The organism is Thermaurantimonas aggregans (assembly GCF_003851885.1).
Taxonomy (GTDB): domain Bacteria; phylum Bacteroidota; class Bacteroidia; order Flavobacteriales; family Schleiferiaceae; genus Thermaurantimonas; species Thermaurantimonas aggregans.
Window position 1 is genome coordinate 1 of record NZ_BHZE01000015.1, and the last position, 18,413, is coordinate 18,413.

Consider the following 18,413-nt stretch of genomic DNA (forward strand, 5'->3'; position numbering starts at 1 on the left):
CTTCAAATTTTTGCCTCTAAATAAAATTAACACCCAAAATGACGAAAATGGATTTTATAAATCATTGTATAACAAATATTTATAATTACAACTAAGCAAAAAATAAAAAATCTGCGGAAGTCAGGAGGTAGAAACACGAAACGGAACGATATCGGTTTTTAAATAAATCGTGAAGATTTAAATGCATAAAAAAAGGCGTCCTAAAATTCTCGGACGCCTTTTTTTATTTGTTTGAAGGAGTATAAAAGGTGGGTTTGTATAAATCTGAAGTGCTAATGTTCTATGCGGTATATGAATTTTAGATCGATCCTGGCAATTTTTAAGGTGGTGCAATTTCCTGTGGTCAGATGCAGCTGGGCAGATTATTAAAGACCTGCTGGTGAAAAAGATTTCTATTGATGTAGGTACGGCAATTCGTCAAGAATTTACTTTTGAAATTGCCTCAAGGAGTACGAGAATTACGTGGGATAAGAAAGTAGATAGAAGTCAGGGGGAGTGATTTGGGATTCAATGGGCGATGTGCAAAATGAAGGCAAAGAAGCACGAAGCACATTTGTCCCATGATCGATTCTCTCGCGTGAGGCATGCGTAGGGCGCGCGAAAGCGCGGTGCGAAGGCGACGCGCAGCGGAGCCGTAGCACGGAAGCGAAGCGTACCCCGGAGCACGCCGACCCGAACGACTGAGCGCAGCGAAGGAAGTGAGGGGCACGCCCAAATACAAAATAAAAAAATCAAAACACCGCTGCTGCTACCTTATAGATGTTGTCGCTCTTGCCCATGGAGTAATAATGGATAACTGGTACGCCGGCTTTTTTGAGCTCCAGGCTCTGCTGTATGGCCCATTCGATGCCTATCTGGCGGACGGCCGTATTGTCTTTGGCCTTGAGGATTTCGATTGAAAGATCATCAGGAATGTCCACATGAAACATGTGGGGTATAAGGGAGAGCTGCTTTTTGGTGGCCAGGGGCTTAATGCCGGGAATGATCGGCACTGTGATGCCGGCTTGACGGCACTTATCGACGAAGTCGAAATACACGCGGTTGTCGAAGAAAAGCTGGGTTACGACATAGTCGGCACCGGCATCGACCTTGCGCTTGAGGTTTTGGATGTCAATAGATAGGTTTGGTGCTTCGAAGTGCTTTTCCGGATATCCGGCTACGCCTATGCAAAAGTTGGTGGGCGTGTTGTTTTCTATCTCTTCATCGAGGTAGATGCCGCGATTGAGGTTTTGGATTTGTTCGACGAGCTGATAGGCGTAATGGTGGCCATCTGGCTCGGGGATGAAGTAACGCTGTCCTTTTTGGGAATCGCCCCGAAGAGCCAACACGTTCTGTATGCCGAGGAAGTCGAGTTCGATCAGTACATTTTCTGTTTCTTCTTTTGAAAATCCTCCGCAGAGCAGATGGGGAACAGCTTCTACCTTGTAGCGGTGCATGATAGCGGCACAAAGGCCTACGGTACCGGGGCGTTTGCGCACAACTTTTTGTTCGTATAGTCCGTTGGGCAGCGGACGTAAGACTGTTTCTTCACGATGATAGGTTACGTTGATAAATGGCGGTTTAAACTCCATGAGGGGGTCTATGTTGGTATAGACATCGTAAATATTGTCGCCTTTCAGGGGTGGGAGTATTTCAAAGGAAAAAAGGGTTTCTTTGGCGTTTCGGATGATATCGATGACTTTCATATGTACGGTAAGGGATAATGGTTAAAAGTTGAGAATGGGTTGAAGCCAACGAGTGGCGGTTTCGATGTCCCAGCCTTTGCGTCGGGCGTAGTCGAGCAGCTGCGATTGGTCGATTTTGCCGATGCCGAAATAGCGCGCTTCAGGGTGTGCGAAGTACCAGCCGCTCACTGAGGACGCTGGCCACATGGCGAGGCTTTCGGTAAGGGTAGTACCGATGTTCTTTTCGACTTCGAGCAGTTTCCAGATGGTTGGCTTCTCGGTGTGGTCGGGGCAGGCAGGATAGCCGGGAGCCGGACGTATGCCGCGGTAAAGCTCGCGGATAAGGGCTTCGTTGTCGAGCTGTTCGTCGGCGGCATAGCCCCAGTAGTGTTTGCGCACTTGCTCGTGCAGGCATTCAGCAAAGGCTTCGGCGAAGCGATCAGCCAACGCCTTGACGAGGATAGCTCGGTAGTCGTCGTGCTGCTGTTCGTAGTGGTGCGCCAAATCGTCGGCTCCGAATATGGAGACTACAAAGGCACCGAGGTAGTCGGTTAGGCCGCTCTCAAGAGGTGCGAGGTAGTCGGCAAGGGCCAGGTTGGGCTGACCGGTAGGTTTGGGCGTTTGCTGTCGCAAGCTATGAAAGCGAAGGACCTGATCGGGCTTGTGATACACGATCATATCGTCGATATCTACCGTATTGGCCGGGAAGATGCCGAAGACGGCGCGAGCTGTGAGTTTTTGGTTGGCAATGATTTCGTCGAGCATGCGATTGGCATCTTCGTAGAGTTTAGTGGCTTCGGCACCTACGACGGGGTCTTGCAGAATTTTTGGGAAGCGACCTGCCAGCTCCCAGGCCTGGAAAAAGGGCGTCCAGTCGAAGTAGCGACGCAGTGTATCGAGGGGGAAGTTTTCGAGTACCTGGATGTCTTCGACGCGTGGCCGGGGCGGGGAATACGAGTGCCAGTTGAGCTGCAGGCGACGTTTTCGAGCTTCGTCGATAGATAAGAGTTCTTTTTCGCTTTGTTTGCGGAGGTAGCCTTCACGCAGGCGATCGTATTCTTCGCGGGTTTGGCGTACAAATTCATCGCGCTGATCGGGGCTGATCAGGGCTGCAGCCACTGGTACCGAACGAGAAGCGTCGAGTACGTGTACTACAGGGCCTGAATATTCAGGGGCGATTTTTACAGCTGTATGCGCGCGAGATGTGGTGGCCCCACCAATTAGCAAGGGGATGGTCATTTTGCGCTTTTCCATTTCGCGAGCCACGTACACCATTTCGTCGAGCGATGGGGTGATCAGGCCTGACAGACCTATGATGTCCACTGCTTCGCGCTGGGCGGTTTCAAGTATTTTTTCAAGGGGTACCATCACCCCCAGGTCGATCACTTCAAAATTGTTGCACGCCAGTACGACGCCAACGATGTTTTTGCCGATATCGTGTACATCGCCTTTTACGGTAGCCAGAAGAATTTTGCCGGCGCCGGTGCGTTGACCTTCTGATTGGTTCTGAAGCTTTTCGGCTTGGAGGAAAGGCTCGAGATAAGCAACGGATTTTTTCATTACCCGAGCACTTTTTACTACCTGAGGCAGAAACATTTTACCTTCACCAAAGAGGTCTCCTACCACGTTCATACCCGCCATTAGCGGGCCTTCGATCACATCGAGTGGCCGGCCGTATTTCTGGCGAGCTTCTTCGGTGTCTTGTTCGATGAATTCGTCTATTCCCTTGATGAGGGCGTGTTTGAGTCGTTCTTCGACCGACCAAGAGCGCCATTCGTCGTCTCGGGTTTTTACCTTTTCGGTGCCTTTGTAGCGCTCAGCGAGCTCAATAAGGCGTTCAGTAGCGTCGGGCCGGCGGTTAAAGAGCACGTCTTCGACGCGTTCGCGCAATTCGGGTTCTATCTCTTCATACACGCCTATCTGACCAGCATTGACGATACCCATATCGAGACCTGCTTTAATGGCGTGGTATAAAAAGGCCGTGTGCATTGCCTCGCGCACAGGTTCATTGCCGCGGAAGGAAAATGATATATTTGAAATACCACCGCTGACTTTAGCCCCTGGCAGGTTTTCTTTAATCCACTTAGTAGCTCTGATAAAGTCGATTGCATAGTTGTTGTGCTCGGGTATGCCGGTGGCTACAGTTAGAATGTTTGGATCGAAGATGATGTCTTCAGGCGGGAAGCCTACTTTGTTGACAAGAATATCGTATGCGCGTTTGCAAATTTCAATTCGTCGCTCATAGGTATCGGCTTGGCCTTGTTCGTCGAATGCCATCACTACCACGGCAGCTCCGTAATCGCGTATTTTCTCGGCGTATTCGATGAATTTTTCTTCGCCTTCTTTTAGCGAAATAGAGTTGACAATGGCTTTGCCTTGAACGCACTTTAGCCCGGCTTCGATAACCGACCACTTTGAGGAGTCGATCATAATGGGAACACGCGAAATGTCGGGCTCTGACGCGATGAGATTTAAAAAGGTGGTCATGGCCTTTTCGCTGTCGAGCATGCCCTCATCCATATTTACGTCGATGATCTGAGCGCCGTTTTCTACCTGCTGACGGGCAATTTCCAAGGCCTTTTGATAATTGCCCTCTCTAATGAGGCGTGCAAATTGACGCGAGCCGGTTACATTGGTGCGTTCACCAATGTTGATGAAGTTTAAACCTGGGCGCACGACCACGGGCTCCAGGCCGCTGAGCTTCATGTAATGCGGCAGATTGGGCAACGGACGGGGCTTGTATTTGGCAGCTTCTTCAGCTATGAGCTTGATGTGGTCGGGTGTAGTACCGCAGCAGCCACCGATGATGTTTACAAGGTTTTCTTCCAGGAATTCGCGAATCTGCTCGCGCATCATTTCCGGTGTTTCGTCGTAATGGCCGAAGGCGTTGGGCAGTCCAGCATTGGGATGTGCTGAGATGTGAAATTCGGCATGACGTGCAAGGTCTGCCAGGTAAGGCTTCATTTGATGCGCTCCGAGGGCGCAATTGAGCCCAATGCTCAGCAGAGGGATGTGAGAAAGTGAGTAAAGAAATGCTTCAACCGTTTGACCGGATAGGGTGCGGCCACTGTTGTCGGTGATGGTGCCACTTACCATGATGGGCAGCTGTGGCTTGCCTGTGGTTTTAAAATATTTTCGAATAGCGTAAAGGGCTGCCTTGGCATTTAGGGTATCGAAAATGGTTTCAACGAGCAGTATATCCACACCGCCTTCAACCAATCCGGCTACTTGCTCATGGTAGGCTTCTACCAGCTCATCGAATGTGATGGCTCGATAGCCGGGTTGATTTACATCGGGCGATAGGGAAGCTGTTTTGTTGGTTGGACCAATAGAGCCAGCTACGAAGCGCGGCTTTTTGGGTGTAAGTGCTGTAAACTCATCAGCTACTCGGCGGGCAAGGCGTGCAGCTTCTACGTTGAGTTCGTAGCTGAAGTCTTCCATGTGGTAATCGGCCATTGAGATGCGCTGACTGTTGAAAGTGTTGGTCTCCAATATGTCAGCTCCTGCCTCAAGATATTGGCGATGTATCTCTTCGATGATGTGCGGCTGGGTGAGTACCAGCAGGTCGTTGTTGCCTTTGAGCGGGTGAGGCCAGTCGGCAAAGCGCGTTCCGCGGTAGGCTGCTTCATCGAGGCCATATCGTTGAATCATGGTGCCCATAGCACCGTCGAGTACCAGAATGCGTTGGGAAATAGCTTCGTAAAGGCGCTTTATGCGGCTTTGAGTAGAAAGGGTTTGTGTAGTCATTGGCTCTTTCAGTCTTCATTGATTATCTGCCTACCAAGAGCCGGGGCTTGCCGCCTTATATGTTTCAGATTTGCATTTGACCTCGGTGAATCGGTCTGGCGCTCATCTGCTTCCGAAGGCTTATGTGCCATTCGGAACCGGAATTAGCACCCTGCTGCCACAGGGGTTCAGGGTTGCTAAGACATCACAGGGCCGGTCCCTCCGTCTTTCTTGATAAGCGAAGCAAATGTATGTATCAAACGTCATGTTTTGAAAGGAGGAAATACTTCAATTTGAATGAACTTTTTTTAAAACCGCAAAAAAAATTTGTGTGCTATCGTATAATCTTCTGAATTTCTGAGTTGTCGAGTACTGAGTTGTACAAATCGCACATCGAATGCGTACCTCATTATACCGAATAGTGCTTGAAACCCTACTTTTGCTCCGCATAGAATTGCCGCCTTGGTCTTATCAGATTTCTATAACGTTGAAAATAAGCGCATTGCCGTTTTAGGGGGCGGCAGTATGGCCACAGCTTTAGTGAAGGTGCTGAGCGAAAACAACGACCAGATTTACTGGTGGATGCGCAATAAAGAGGCCATCGAACACATCCGAAAATTTGGCCATAACCCCCGCTATTTGAGCAATGCTGAGCTCAATACTGAAAACATTACCCTAAGCGACGACATCGATGAAATTTGTGCAGCTGCTGACATCATTATATTAGTAATTCCATCGGCCTTTTTACGCGATGCAATTGAAAAAACGACTGTTGATCTCAGTGAGAAGATCATATTTTCTTCCATCAAAGGAATAGTGCCTGGTGTAAACATGATCGTGGGTGAATACCTAAACTCAGTGCTAGGCATTCCGCTCGATAACATTGGCGTAATTGCAGGCCCGTGTCATGCAGAGGAGGTTGCCCTCGAGCGCCTTAGCTACTTGACACTTGCCAGCATCGATATGGAACATGCATATGTACTCGGTGCTCACCTCAGTTGCAGATACATGCGCATCCAGATCAGCGACGACATTTATGGAACAGAGTATGCAGCTGTGCTTAAAAACATCTATGCAATAGCAGCGGGTATTTGTCATGGGCTTGGCTATGGCGATAACTTTCAGGCAGTATTGGTGAGTAATGCCTTGCGCGAGATGAAGCGATTCATCAAGGCGGTTCATCCCATCAAACGAGATATTGCTGGGTCAGCCTATATGGGCGATTTGCTGGTAACAGCCTATTCACAGTTTAGCCGAAATCGCACACTGGGCACTATGGTAGGCAAGGGCTATTCAGTACAAGCGGCAATGCTCGAGATGCGAATGGTAGCTGAGGGTTATTACGCTACCGGTCTCATCAGAAATATAAAAAAAGCCTACGATGTAAAAATGCCAATTGCTAATGCTGTGTACAAAATTCTCTACGAAGGCAAGCCGGCAGCTAAAGTGATCGAACGTCTTTCTCGCAAGTTTTCATGAAGCACAAAGGCCAATATATTCGCAAGCAAGATGGCTCCACCCAGCCTTTTGACACAGAGAAGTTCATATATTCTCTTGTAAAATCGGGGCTCAGTAACGAGGCGGCCCAAGAGCTGGCTGAAGACGTACTTCAACGTACAAAACCCTATGAAAGCACACGTGACCTGAAGCGACGCACCCACTCGCTACTATACCGCAAGCATCCAGACGCAGCGTGTCGTTACCGACTGAAAGATGCCCTGATGAAACTTGGCCCGACCGGATACCCCTTTGAGCATCTCATGGCGCAAGTTCTTGCTAAACAAGGATTTAAAACACAGGTTGGTCAGCAGTTAAAGGGCAAATGTGTTCAACACGAAGTGGATGTAATTGCTGTGGCTAACGACACCGTGTTGCTGATGGAATGCAAATACCACAATCAGCCCCATGTAAAAAGCGACGTAAAAGTACCCTTGTACGTTAAAGCTCGGTTTGACGATTTGCGCCATCTTTATCCAGATAAGAAGTTGATTTATTCTGTCGCATGTAACACCCGATTTTCTGACGATGCTCTCATGTATGGCCAATGTGCAGGAATTCAAATGATTAGTTGGAAACATCCGGCACACAACAGTTTGAATTATTTGCTGGATCACTTCAAGGTGTATCCTATATCAGTTTTGCGATGGCTGCATCGATCAGAGCTCGAGGTTTTGTTTGAAAATGCTATTTATACGACAAGAGATTTAGTAAGATCATCAGAAATATTGTTCAACTTTGTTAAGGATCCACTGCGCCGAAAGAGAATTCTTGACGAAGCAGCAGCCTTAAACGATTAGATATTTTAACATCTGAGATAACTTCTTGATTTTTTTATGCATCCAAAAACAATTTGATTTTACTAATCCTTTTAAATACATTTACAGAAATTAAATGAGTGGCATTGTTTCGTCGGGTATTAAATACTGTTTTTAATCTGTTGATTTTTCCATTAATTATCTATACTCCTGCAAAAGCTCAGGTCGATAGTACCGTTGTGCGATTTTATATACCGAGTTATTATTTTATTATAAGGACAAATGACAGGCTGTATGAATCGAGAAAGATAGTAAAGCTGCCACAAGGTCTACAACGCATACAGATTTATACTCCTGAGTTTGAATTGATTGATACCTTATTGATAGTAGAAGATGCCCCCGATGGCCAAATGGTAATGCCCTCTTTTCGCATAAATGAGGAATTTGATCGCTACCAACGCCAGCTCAAAGAGTATCGCGATCGAAACTTCATTGAACTCGGTATCCCGCTGATTACATCCACTTTTGCTGTTGGTTACGCCCTTTATTATTTCAACCGAGCCAATCTGAGTTACGACAATGCTGCCTGGTATTATAGAAAATGGCTTGGAGCCAATTTAAATGAGCGACAGACCTATCTAGATGAATTTCTGCGTCATGAGGCAGATTACAAAAGATATCGTGCTATGAACTACATTACGCTTGCTGTTGCTGGTGTTTCGACGGCTTTTACAGTGCGCGGCTACCTTCGATACCGCAAGCGAAAAGTTCCCACTTTTCGCATTCCTCCTGTGCCCTTTTCTGAGTATTACTTGCGATTCGAACCTCTTACCTACGATTTGTTGTATCCAGGCATTCGAATTATTGTTCCTTTTTAAGCAATGAAGAAAGTATATGCATTTCTTTTGACCCTTACAGCGGTGGCTTGTGTAAAGTACCGAAACGATTTCAATCTTTCGGTGCACTTTCTCGACAGTTTTGTTTACACAAGTGGAATTTTTGACAGTTTAAAACTGAATTTGGTCAAAATAGAAAATCTCGAGCCAGAGGGAACGCTCAATTGCACCTATCAATTCAAAATTAAAATAGACCCCCAACACCAAGCAGAACTTCAAAAGCTCCAGTTGTACTTTTTTGATCTCGATTTTCAGGAAGACAGAGCTGGTGGGCTCTATTATCGATTCAATGACATCGCTCGTGCTGATACTCTCGTTTTTAAACATCGTTCAATGCCTTGCAATGGCAAAGTGCGCTATTTTTATCGCGTATATGCTCGTAGTGTAGCAGATGGCAATTTGGTTTTCATAAGCAATCCCAGACCTTTTGAATACAACTGAAATTTTATGTACAACAATATTCTGATTACCAATACTGAAACTCTTCCGGGTTACGAAGTTATAGAAATTTTAGGCATCGCTCGTGGCTCAACGGTAAGAGCACGAAACGTAGCCTCCGACATTTTTGCCGGATTGAAGAACATAGTAGGTGGTGAAATATCAGAATACACAAAACTGATGGCCGATGCCCGCGAACAGGCTTTGAAGCGCATGACCGATGACGCTGCTCGATTAGGCGCTGATGCTGTGGTAAACGTGCGTTTTACCACATCAGCCATCATGCAGGGCGCAGCCGAAATACTTGCGTATGGCACTGCCGTGCGCTTGCGTAAACTTTAAAAGGGTATCATGGAGATTTTAGCTTTTTTAGCAGCATTCTTTTTCTACGCGGTGTCTAGTGTAATTGTTGTGCTTATAATTATTTATTTGATAATTAGCAGAATACGTGAAAAGCGCCACGAAGATTTTGAGCATAGGGATAATTAATTGACTTCTCTGAAGAAAAAGTTTACCTTAAAAAGGGCAAGTGTGCTCATCCCTTCAAACTGTACTTTTGCACAGCATTTAAAAACTTTTTAAAAGCAAAACAAATTTTTTAGCAATCAATTATTTAAATCAAAAAATATCTATGCTGTCCTTCTTTCTGCAGAAAAAAAAGACTGCCAATAAAGACAATTTTTGGTTAGACGATATAAAAAAACAACCCAGGCCGAAATTTCATCCGCTCACTATAAGCGATATTCGTCGCGAAACAGACGAATGCGTTTCTATAGCATTTGATATTCCCGAATCGCTGCGCGATGAGTATCGCTTTGCGGCTGGCCAATATCTGACGTTAAAGACTACAATCGACGGTGAAGAAGTGCGCCGGTCGTATTCCATTTGCTCAAGCCCGCTCGATGGCGAGCTCAGAGTGGCCGTAAAAAAAGTTACCGGAGGGAAGTTTTCGACCTATGCTAATGAGAAGTTGGCAGTAGGCCAAACTCTAGATGTAATGACCCCTCAGGGAAATTTTACTATTCCTTTTAAAAAAGATAATGCTGCACAGTACGTAATGTTTGCCGCCGGCTCGGGGATCACTCCCATTATGAGCTTAATAAAGACCATTCTTCAATTTGAACCACAGAGCACTGTCATTTTGTTTTACGGCAATAAAGCTGTTTCGACCATCATTTTTAAAGATGAACTCGATGATTTAAAAAATACCTACCTGAACCGGTTGGAAATTCACCATATTCTCAGTCGTGAAGACCAAGGCACTGACTGGCTTAAGGGACGAATCGATGCTCAAAAAGTGAGGTTATATGCTCAAAAATTTTTCAGCCCATCTGCCGTAGCTCATTATTTTATCTGCGGGCCTGAGGAAATGATTCATCAGGTAAAAAACACACTCACAGAACTGGGTGTATCCGATAAAAAAGTACACTTCGAGCTCTTTACTTCTACCACTTCTCCGTTAGAGAAGAAAGCAGTTGAAACTTCTTCAGTCAAGGGAGAAATCCTAAGCCACGTAACAGTGATCCTCGATGGAGAAGAGACCCACTTCGACGTATCGTCTAAAGGCATATCCATCCTCGATGCTGCCCTTGATGCCGGGGCTGATGTGCCATTTGCTTGCAAGGGTGCCGTGTGCTGTACATGTAGAGCTAAAGTGTTAGAGGGTAAAGTGGTAATGGAAATGAACTATGCCCTCGACGACGATGAAGTGGAGCAAGGATATGTGCTCACTTGCCAAAGCCACCCGATTACCGAACGAGTGGTGGTTAGCTACGACGAATAGCAGAGGGGAGATTATAACAGTTTTTTAAGTATCAGGAGGTAAAATATTCTTTCTGTAGTTCAGCAAAATTTTGTTTCTTTGCAGCCCGATTTTTGAATAGTATATAATTTTATAAACCATATTGTAATGGCTCGCGTTTGTCAGGTTACAGGAAAAAAAGCACGTGTGGGTAATCACGTGTCGTTTTCAAATAAGAAAAACAAGAGATTGTTTGAAGTAAATCTCACCACCAAGCGCTTTTTTATCCCTGAAGAAAACCGCTGGATTACTCTTAAAGTGAGTGCTAAGGGACTAAAGACCATTAATAAAAAGGGTATATCTGCCGTTTTAAAAGAAGCAGCAGCTAAAGGTTATTTAAAAATCTAATTTGTCATGGCTAAAAAAGGTAACAGAGTACAAGTAATATTGGAGTGTACCGAACATAAAAACTCAGGATTGCCCGGTACATCTCGCTACATCACCACTAAGAATAAGAAAAACACTCCTGACAGACTGGAGCTGAAGAAGTATAATCCCATTCTGAAAAGAGTAACCGTACACAAAGAAATCAAATAATACTGAAGCAATATGGCTAAAAAAGTAGTTGCTACCCTTAAGAAAGAAGGTGCTACAAAGGCATACACCAAAGTAATTCGCATGATCAAAAGCGAAAAGACAGGCGCATACACCTTTGAGGAAAAAATTATAGAAAAGGATCTTGTAAACGAATATCTGAAAGGTAAAATATAAAGAGTAGAGTTGTTTTCATGGCAGAGAATGGCTGCTCAGACATCGGTCGGAGCGGCCTTCTTTGTTTTTATTAACAAGTTATCTTTTATTCTTCTGTACTAACCTTTTATAGTAGATACCGCTTTGATAGATGTTAAAAGAGTTTTCTATACAATTCATCCACGCGGCTTACAAATATTAGTTTGATGTTTTCGGGATAGGTACTTATTTTATTGTATTTAGAAACCACCATTTCTGTAAAGCCCAACCTTTCGGCCTCAGCAATACGCGTTTCTATGCGACTCACAGGACGCACTTCGCCCGAAAGGCCTACTTCAGCCGCAAAGCTTAAGGTAGGCGATAGGGCTACATCTTCGTTTGAGCTGAGAATACTGGCCACTACACTGGCATCGAGGGCAGGGTCGTCAACCCTTATACCTCCAGCAATGTTGAGAAATACGTCTTTTTGTCCGAGTCTGAAGCCACAGCGCTTTTCAAGTACAGCGAGCAGCATATTCAATCGGCGTACATCAAAACCTGTGGCACTGCGCTGTGGGGTACCATACACAGCTGTGCTCACCAAGGCTTGAACTTCTACGGGCAGGGGTCTTACACCTTCGAGAGTCATGCATACTGAGTTTCCACTCAGTGATTCTCGATCGGCCGAGAGCAGTACATCAGAAGGATTGCTTACCGCTTCAAGACCGCCTGATTTCATTTCATAAATACCAATTTCAGAAGTAGAACCAAAGCGATTTTTTTGGGCTCTAAGAATTCTAAAAAAGTGATTCCTATCGCCTTCGAACTGAAGCACAACATCTACCATGTGTTCGAGCACTTTAGGCCCAGCGATTTGCCCATCTTTTGTTATGTGTCCTATTAGAAATACTGGTACATCATCGCTTTTGGCATAGCGCATAAACTCGGTGGCTGATTCTCTGATTTGACTCACACTGCCAGGGGCTGAATCCAGAGCCTCGGTGTAAAGGGTTTGAATAGAATCAACGATCACAATATCAGGTTGAATTCTGCGTATTTCATCGAATATTCTGCCTACGGCCGTTTCTGACAAAATGAGACACTCACCACTGCTGCCAGCTATGCGTTCGGCGCGCATCCTTATTTGGTGTGGACTTTCTTCTCCACTCACATAGAGCACTTTGATGCCTTGTTGTCGTAGAGCCACTTGCAGCATTAGGGTAGATTTGCCAATACCAGGTTCTCCGCCAACCAGTACTAGAGAGCCGGGAACAATACCGCCACCCAAAACGCGATCGAGCTCTACATCGCCCGAAGGCAAGCGAATTTCAGTTCTTTGTTCGATGTTTTTGAGTTCTACTGCAGTATTGGGCGTAGTGGATGTATGGCGGTTTCCACCCCACGCGGGTATTTTTTTTTCTGGTTGTATAACTTCTTCAACCAGTGTATTCCATTCACCGCAGGCTGTGCATTTGCCCATCCATTTAGAATGCACACTGCCGCAGCTTTGGCATACATATGCCGTTTTAGTCTTGGCCATCTGACTCGAAGTCAATCATCTTACACTTGGGCGATAGTTGGTTGATCACCTCATCCCAATCAGATTCATTGATCAGTGCTATACCATCGACCGGATACAGTGCTGCCAGCGTAAGGGCAAATCCGGGTACCGGTTCGCCTTCTGAATAGTCAAAAGGATATACGAGCACACGCGTGGCGCAGTCTTCAGAGAGTGTTACTAGGCGAATGATGTTTTCGAAAGTAGGTGAATGCGGAAAACCATTCACCAACGCTACTTTGTTGCCTAAGAAAGTTTGGATGTTAACCGTGCGGATCAATCCCTCTGCTGTATAAATTTTATTAAACAAAAAGTCGATGGTACTCATGTCAAAAAATATCCTTTTCAAGGTGCAATTCTAATTGATTTTCAAAGAATAAAAAAACACCTGTTTGTACTGTAATTCATTGTATTATAAAGCACAGGTAGCCCAGATGAATCGATATTAATCATTTTCAATGTAATAAGTGATGTGGGGAAAAAGCTTCTCTGATGCTTAGATGGCTATTTAAATTCTTTCCTTTTTCAGCTAATACAAAGGATTTTTTTTTGATTCAGATAATTAGTTTACAAAAAAAAATCCGGACAAAGCAGCAGTTAGCTCTATCCGGATTTTAGTTTTTTCTGATAGTAAGAGTTAGCGACGTATGGTGACTTTACTATGCCACTGATGACCGAAAGCGTCAGCAACCTCTAATACATAAACGCCCACAGGATATTGCTGCAATGGAACAAAGATGCGATTGCCTGCCTGTAGATCTATTTGGTCATTTAATACCACTTTTCCGGTAAGATCTATCATGCGCACTTTTATTCTGCCTTCAAACTCTGGCAAGTCGATGAAGATGAAATCTTTAGCCGGATTTGGATAAAGGGTAGGTTGGGGTTTTGAAGGCGTGTTTTCGCTCACACTTACTAAACAGTTGGGATGCGTATCAAAAGCTTGAGTTCCGTCGCTACGGCTTGTGGCAAGACCTTGATTGGCGCTGAAACCAAGGCCTCTTTTGGCAAAAGCAGCCCATATTGCGCATGAGTTCTGGCCATTGTAGAGCAGAGTGTCTGCTTGTAGTATGGCATCTCGAGAATCGACAAAGCCTGGATTGCATTTCTGTAGTTTTAATCCTTCCATTACAAGACGGAAGGCGATGTTGTTTCCGCCATTTCCGTAATAGAGGTCGTTGTCGAAGCCGTGGATATCAACCAGGTTCCAGAACATTTCCCATACCATGGTAGCCCAGACAGTACCTACACCATGTGGAACAGAGGCGGTTTTTATGTTGTCGTAGGTCAAGTTGTTTTGTGTAGTAGAGGTAGAGTAGGGGGCTTGACGAATACCTTGACCATTGGTGTTCTGGCCGATTAGGAAGGTACCAATGCCTCTGCGTTGAGCTGCGGTATTAGTGCTAGTGGTTGTAAAAAACAGACCGAAAAGGTCGCTCCATCCTTCGCCGGCTTGCTCCTGATTGTTAAGGCAATTGCTGTTAGACGCTCCCCCGGTGAGGCGAATAGAAATTCCATGTCCGTACTCATGTAGCACTACGCCATTGTCAAAAGAAGAGTCAAAGGAAATGGAGCTGTCGCGCAGCGAAACATACACCGCCGGGTATTGTGAAAGCAGCTGTTTGAGAATGTTGCCAGCCCCTTGTGTTGTCATTCCTGCGGGTATGTTGATCCCCGTTCCTGTACCGCCCATTGCGATCGGGTTTCCTGACACATTGTTTGCTACGATTACTCCAATAGCTCCTGCCTGCTGTGCATTCAAAATTTTATTCGCAAATGCACATGTGCCACGATCGATCAAAACTATTTTACCTTGTAGGTTTTGTTGAGTACTTTGGCAACCAAGTGTGGGATCCGTACTGCCGTCGTTCATCAACACTAGTTGTCCTGAAACGGGATTGGTACTTAGTTGCGGACCGATTGCTGCTGGTACGAGTGGATAACTGGCTACAATAGGTGAATCTACTCTCAAGCCATTAGACGACTGGGAGGATTGTGGCCACAGGTACATTTGCATACGTGGGCGTTGACCATCAGGTGGAGTAGAGAAGTTAGCATTATTTGTGCCACCACCGTCCATGGCTTCTGCGCGCACATCGTCGTTGCCTATGCCACCGCGTCCGTAATTATTTACCTGAAAATTGCCTGCAGCCTCAGTAAATCCGTATTGATAAAAGACATCGTGGGCAATGTTGTTCATGTAAAACAGGTTAGTTACCGCAGCAGGCATACTTTGAATAGCAGGAGCTGAAAAATTCACGGGAAAGTCAAAATAGAGGCTATCACCCCCATTAGGGCTAAAGCCGGGTGTATTAGCATTAGCTTGGTCTTCGTAAGCGTGTACGTTATTGCCTCGTGTGATGGTAAACTCCTTCAGATTTGTGGTATTGCGCGTATGCCAGCCATAGGGTGAAGCCATGCTGTCATGCGGATCAGTGATTAGAGTGCGTGGTCCGTGATTGGGGCTTTCGTAGGGCAATCCAAACACGTTGTACGTGGCTCCTGTGAGGGCTCCTTTTTTAGGTGAGCTTTTTAGTACAGGTTTTATGTTTTGAAAACCAAAGGAAAGAATGCGATCGGAGGTTTCAGCGGGTTGGCATTCGGCAGTCCAGTTGTTTTTTTCAATAAATTTTCCATTAGTAGCATCTATGCGGATGTTCCACCAGTCAGATGATCCATTGGGTTGTATTACAATATTCCATACTGGGATAAGTCGGTCGCCTGCGTCGAACCAATATTTTTCGGCAAGGAGTTTCTCTTGGCTAATGTTTTGATTTTCAAATTCTACAACTAAATCTTTTTCTTGTTTTGAAAGGATAGATGGAGCTGGTTTATCGATTCCCAAATGCTCTAAGGCAGCACGTAGAGCAGCTTCGGGTGCAATTCGATGCGATTGAATGCGTTTAACCTTTTGGCTAAGGTTAGTTACAGCATTTGAGTTGGCTACTTTTATTTTCCCGTCTTTAGTATATGCTGATGATATTAAAGCATTAAAAACAGGAATACCCTGATACATTTGTTCCCAGTACACATAAGTAAGACCTGATTTTGCATCGCTGTGATAAGAAGAAATTCGAAGTTCTTCCAGATCTCTTTCTGTGTGAATTTTCTGATTTATCAGAAAATCTCTTACCGTGCTCGCATTTGGAATATTGTTTTGAGCATTGATTATCAGTCCAAAACAACTTGTAACAATTAGACTTAAAAACCGAATAGACATTTTCATGCAAAATAGTTTTTTCAAATATAGCAGAAAAACCAATCGTTAAAAAAATATTACTAAACCTACAAGAAAAAGAAAAAACCGCCCAGAGAGGGGCGGTTTCGTCAATTCTATAAAAGGAATGTTTTTAGAAGAGGTGTTTATCGTCTCTATATCCAGGGAGGTTCAGATACCAATCGGTGAATAACTCTCCATTGCTCTGGGCCCAATCAGCTAGTTTTTTGTAGGCTTTTAAAATATCGGTTTTTTCAGTGGGATAGTCAAACTTAACCGGTAGATGAATGGCCCAAGGCAAATTGTTTTTAGTAACGTAATAACGCCCTTGACCAGGATTTGTATCGTCGTCGATGGTTCCAAAAAGTTGAGTATTAGCAAGTGCTGTGGGGGGCATACCAGGTAAGTGTATTTCTTGACCGCGAATTTTTCCTTTGATCATGAAAGGATTCACTGTGACTGTTGGTGGACCTACGACAGATTTAGTTGTTACTGCGGGTTCTTGTCCGCCAATTTGGATACGAGCCACTGGAACGGGCTGATTGAAAAGTATGGTAATAGTGATTGTGTCTGATGTTCCGGGTTGATAACCTGGTGTTGTGTTAAAAGTCGGCTGACTTCCCCAGTTTACGCATTTAATGGCATTGTCGAAAGGTATGATGACTACATTGTCATGCCCTGCTTCCAATCCGTTAGCTGCTATATTTATATACCCATCAAATAGCCTCATGCCAGTGACAGATGCCACGCTGCTGGCTGAAATATTGTCGAATGAAATGCCAAAACCTGATGGGATAGATGCTCCAATGGCGCGGATGTACAACTTGATCTTCAAATCGACCATTAGATTATCGGCATTGGTGGCATATTCCATTTGGTAGTCTACCACAAGGTCATTGAAATCATAATCGCCAAGAGCTGGCCATAAGTCTTCATAAGCAAATGTGCCGAAAGTATTAGCTGCTGGGCTAAAATTTCTGAATGCACGCGTGGGATCATTTGGGAAGTCATCGTCGTTATCGGCTACGCCATCTCCATCGGTATCGGTAATGACATTGTTTGGAATACAGCCATTAGCCGGATCGGCTGCGTAAGTACCAGGGATAATAAAATCATCAGCAATGATTCGAGAATTACCGCCTGTCCCAATAAAGCTGATCAAGAATTTAACTGGCTCTTGTGAATTCTGAATTTCCGTTGGAATAGAAATGGTCAATTCAACGATGTTGGTGTTTATAGAAGGCCAGGCATAAGTGTAAAATGGATTAATACTTCCCTCGTAATTGCTAGTGTTTTGTTTATTTACTGGTATATATGACACATATATGCCACGTGTGGTTCCATTAGCTGCACTGAGTCTTAATTTAATGGACAATTGTGAACCAAGGTTTCTCACCCAAGGAGATTTGATCCAGAAGGCTGTTGGGCTCATAGTACTAGCTTGGCCTGTTTGCATGCTCCAGTTTCCGGAGATGCGTGTGGAGGCATTTGTGTAAGTAACACCTCCAAATACCCAGCAGTTGGCAGCGTCTATATTGCGATTTCCTGACTCGGCATTTAGCACTACCTGTGTATGTGCCTTTTGGAATAAGGACGCTAAGAAAGCGACCAATAATATTCTTTTCATTTTTTAAAGTTTTTGATAGATTTATTCATCTTTTAATTCAGGTACCGGTATAAAACTAGCGGAGACTCCTTGTACGGGTAGATCTTTCTCTACTATTCCATAGCGCACTCTGATCTGTTTTACATGCCCAGGGAGGTTTAGTTGAAAGTCTTTGTTGTCTTTCATCACGTGTCTTATTCTCAATAGTTCATTGTTATCGGGTAGACTCGTTATTACTAAAACTCCAGAGGATGTTGGTGCGCTGGTAGTGACACCAACGAATTTAAGCGTAAACACTTTCGAGGTGTTCCATTTAAAATTAGGAGATACAGTCAACTCCTTAAATTCATTGGGTGTAGGAGGAAGCAATGAATCATTCTCTTTTTTACATCCCAAAAAAATGAGTAAGGCCATTGCTATTAACAGAAAAAACTTTTTCATGATTTGGATTTTTGTTTGTTATTTTAAAATATATGCCAAAATTATAAACATTGAAAAACAATAAATTACAATATTTTTGATACAAGTAAATTCTAAAATATGTACTAAATTCCAAAAATTGGAAAAAATTGAATGTTTCTCT

The 18,413-nt window shown here is 44.6% G+C and carries 16 protein-coding genes and 1 riboswitch; of the genes, 9 read left to right on the forward strand and 7 right to left on the reverse strand.

Translation table 11 applies throughout. The annotated features are described in order from the left end of the window. Window positions 1-731: 731 nt before the first annotated feature. Together metF and metH are read right to left on the reverse strand one after the other, a co-directional pair. The gene (gene metF / locus EIP89_RS07690) at window positions 732-1,685 is read right to left on the reverse strand and encodes a methylenetetrahydrofolate reductase [NAD(P)H] (RefSeq protein ID WP_124398095.1); all 954 of its coding nucleotides are present in this window, start codon (window positions 1,683-1,685) and stop codon (window positions 732-734) included. A 21-nt stretch (window positions 1,686-1,706) separates the two neighbouring features. Continuing rightward, window positions 1,707-5,411: a methionine synthase gene (metH, locus tag EIP89_RS07695; protein ID WP_124398096.1), complete on the reverse strand. Its 3,705-nt coding sequence runs from the start codon at window positions 5,409-5,411 to the stop codon at window positions 1,707-1,709. Between the two features lie 99 nt (window positions 5,412-5,510). Beyond that, window positions 5,511-5,631: riboswitch (SAM riboswitch) on the reverse strand. A gap of 221 nt (window positions 5,632-5,852) precedes the next feature. Between metH and EIP89_RS07700 the strand changes: the two genes are divergently transcribed. The 9 genes from EIP89_RS07700 to EIP89_RS07740 all read left to right on the forward strand — a co-directional run bounded on the left by EIP89_RS07700 (window position 5,853) and on the right by EIP89_RS07740 (window position 11,491). Beyond that, entirely contained in the window at window positions 5,853-6,869 is a 1,017-nt protein-coding gene (locus tag EIP89_RS07700; RefSeq protein ID WP_262607425.1) for an NAD(P)H-dependent glycerol-3-phosphate dehydrogenase, read from the forward strand. Beyond that, the gene (locus tag EIP89_RS07705; protein ID WP_124398097.1) at window positions 6,866-7,687 is read left to right on the forward strand and encodes a PDDEXK family nuclease; all 822 of its coding nucleotides are present in this window, start codon (window positions 6,866-6,868) and stop codon (window positions 7,685-7,687) included. The genes EIP89_RS07700 and EIP89_RS07705 overlap by 4 nt, the downstream gene beginning before the upstream one ends. 98 nt (window positions 7,688-7,785) lie before the next feature. Further along, window positions 7,786-8,523: a hypothetical protein gene (locus tag EIP89_RS07710; protein WP_148086795.1), complete on the forward strand. Its 738-nt coding sequence runs from the start codon at window positions 7,786-7,788 to the stop codon at window positions 8,521-8,523. Between the two features lie 3 nt (window positions 8,524-8,526). After that, window positions 8,527-8,982, forward strand: coding sequence for a hypothetical protein (locus tag EIP89_RS07715; RefSeq protein WP_124398099.1), 456 nt, complete (start codon window positions 8,527-8,529; stop codon window positions 8,980-8,982). 6 nt (window positions 8,983-8,988) lie between these two features. Continuing rightward, window positions 8,989-9,321 carry a YbjQ family protein gene (locus tag EIP89_RS07720; protein ID WP_245966124.1) on the forward strand — a complete coding sequence of 111 codons (333 nt, stop codon included), beginning with the start codon at window positions 8,989-8,991 and terminating at the stop codon, window positions 9,319-9,321. A 289-nt stretch (window positions 9,322-9,610) separates the two neighbouring features. After that, the gene (gene paaE / locus EIP89_RS07725; RefSeq protein ID WP_124398100.1) at window positions 9,611-10,762 is read left to right on the forward strand and encodes a 1,2-phenylacetyl-CoA epoxidase subunit PaaE; all 1,152 of its coding nucleotides are present in this window, start codon (window positions 9,611-9,613) and stop codon (window positions 10,760-10,762) included. A 126-nt stretch (window positions 10,763-10,888) separates the two neighbouring features. After that, complete coding sequence (gene rpmB, locus EIP89_RS07730; RefSeq protein ID WP_124398101.1) at window positions 10,889-11,128, forward strand: 50S ribosomal protein L28; 240 nt, start codon at window positions 10,889-10,891, stop codon at window positions 11,126-11,128. A gap of 6 nt (window positions 11,129-11,134) precedes the next feature. Further along, the gene (gene rpmG / locus EIP89_RS07735) at window positions 11,135-11,317 is read left to right on the forward strand and encodes a 50S ribosomal protein L33 (protein ID WP_124398102.1); all 183 of its coding nucleotides are present in this window, start codon (window positions 11,135-11,137) and stop codon (window positions 11,315-11,317) included. Between the two features lie 12 nt (window positions 11,318-11,329). Next, window positions 11,330-11,491: a DUF4295 domain-containing protein gene (locus tag EIP89_RS07740; protein ID WP_124398103.1), complete on the forward strand. Its 162-nt coding sequence runs from the start codon at window positions 11,330-11,332 to the stop codon at window positions 11,489-11,491. Window positions 11,492-11,624: 133 nt separating this feature from the next. On the opposite strand, the gene radA is transcribed toward EIP89_RS07740, so the two are convergent. The 5 genes from radA to EIP89_RS07765 form a co-directional block, all read right to left on the reverse strand. Continuing rightward, entirely contained in the window at window positions 11,625-12,989 is a 1,365-nt protein-coding gene (gene radA / locus EIP89_RS07745; RefSeq protein ID WP_124398104.1) for a DNA repair protein RadA, read from the reverse strand. Continuing rightward, complete coding sequence (locus EIP89_RS07750; protein WP_124398105.1) at window positions 12,976-13,335, reverse strand: hypothetical protein; 360 nt, start codon at window positions 13,333-13,335, stop codon at window positions 12,976-12,978. Before EIP89_RS07750 ends, radA begins: the two co-directional genes overlap by 14 nt. A gap of 309 nt (window positions 13,336-13,644) precedes the next feature. Then, window positions 13,645-16,233: a T9SS-dependent M36 family metallopeptidase gene (locus EIP89_RS07755; RefSeq protein ID WP_124398106.1), complete on the reverse strand. Its 2,589-nt coding sequence runs from the start codon at window positions 16,231-16,233 to the stop codon at window positions 13,645-13,647. A gap of 124 nt (window positions 16,234-16,357) precedes the next feature. Further along, window positions 16,358-17,851 (reverse strand): LruC domain-containing protein, encoded by a 1,494-nt coding sequence (locus tag EIP89_RS07760; RefSeq protein ID WP_124398107.1) that lies wholly within the window; start codon window positions 17,849-17,851, stop codon window positions 16,358-16,360. A 21-nt stretch (window positions 17,852-17,872) separates the two neighbouring features. Continuing rightward, window positions 17,873-18,271 carry a hypothetical protein gene (locus EIP89_RS07765; protein WP_124398108.1) on the reverse strand — a complete coding sequence of 133 codons (399 nt, stop codon included), beginning with the start codon at window positions 18,269-18,271 and terminating at the stop codon, window positions 17,873-17,875. Window positions 18,272-18,413: the final 142 nt, after the last annotated feature.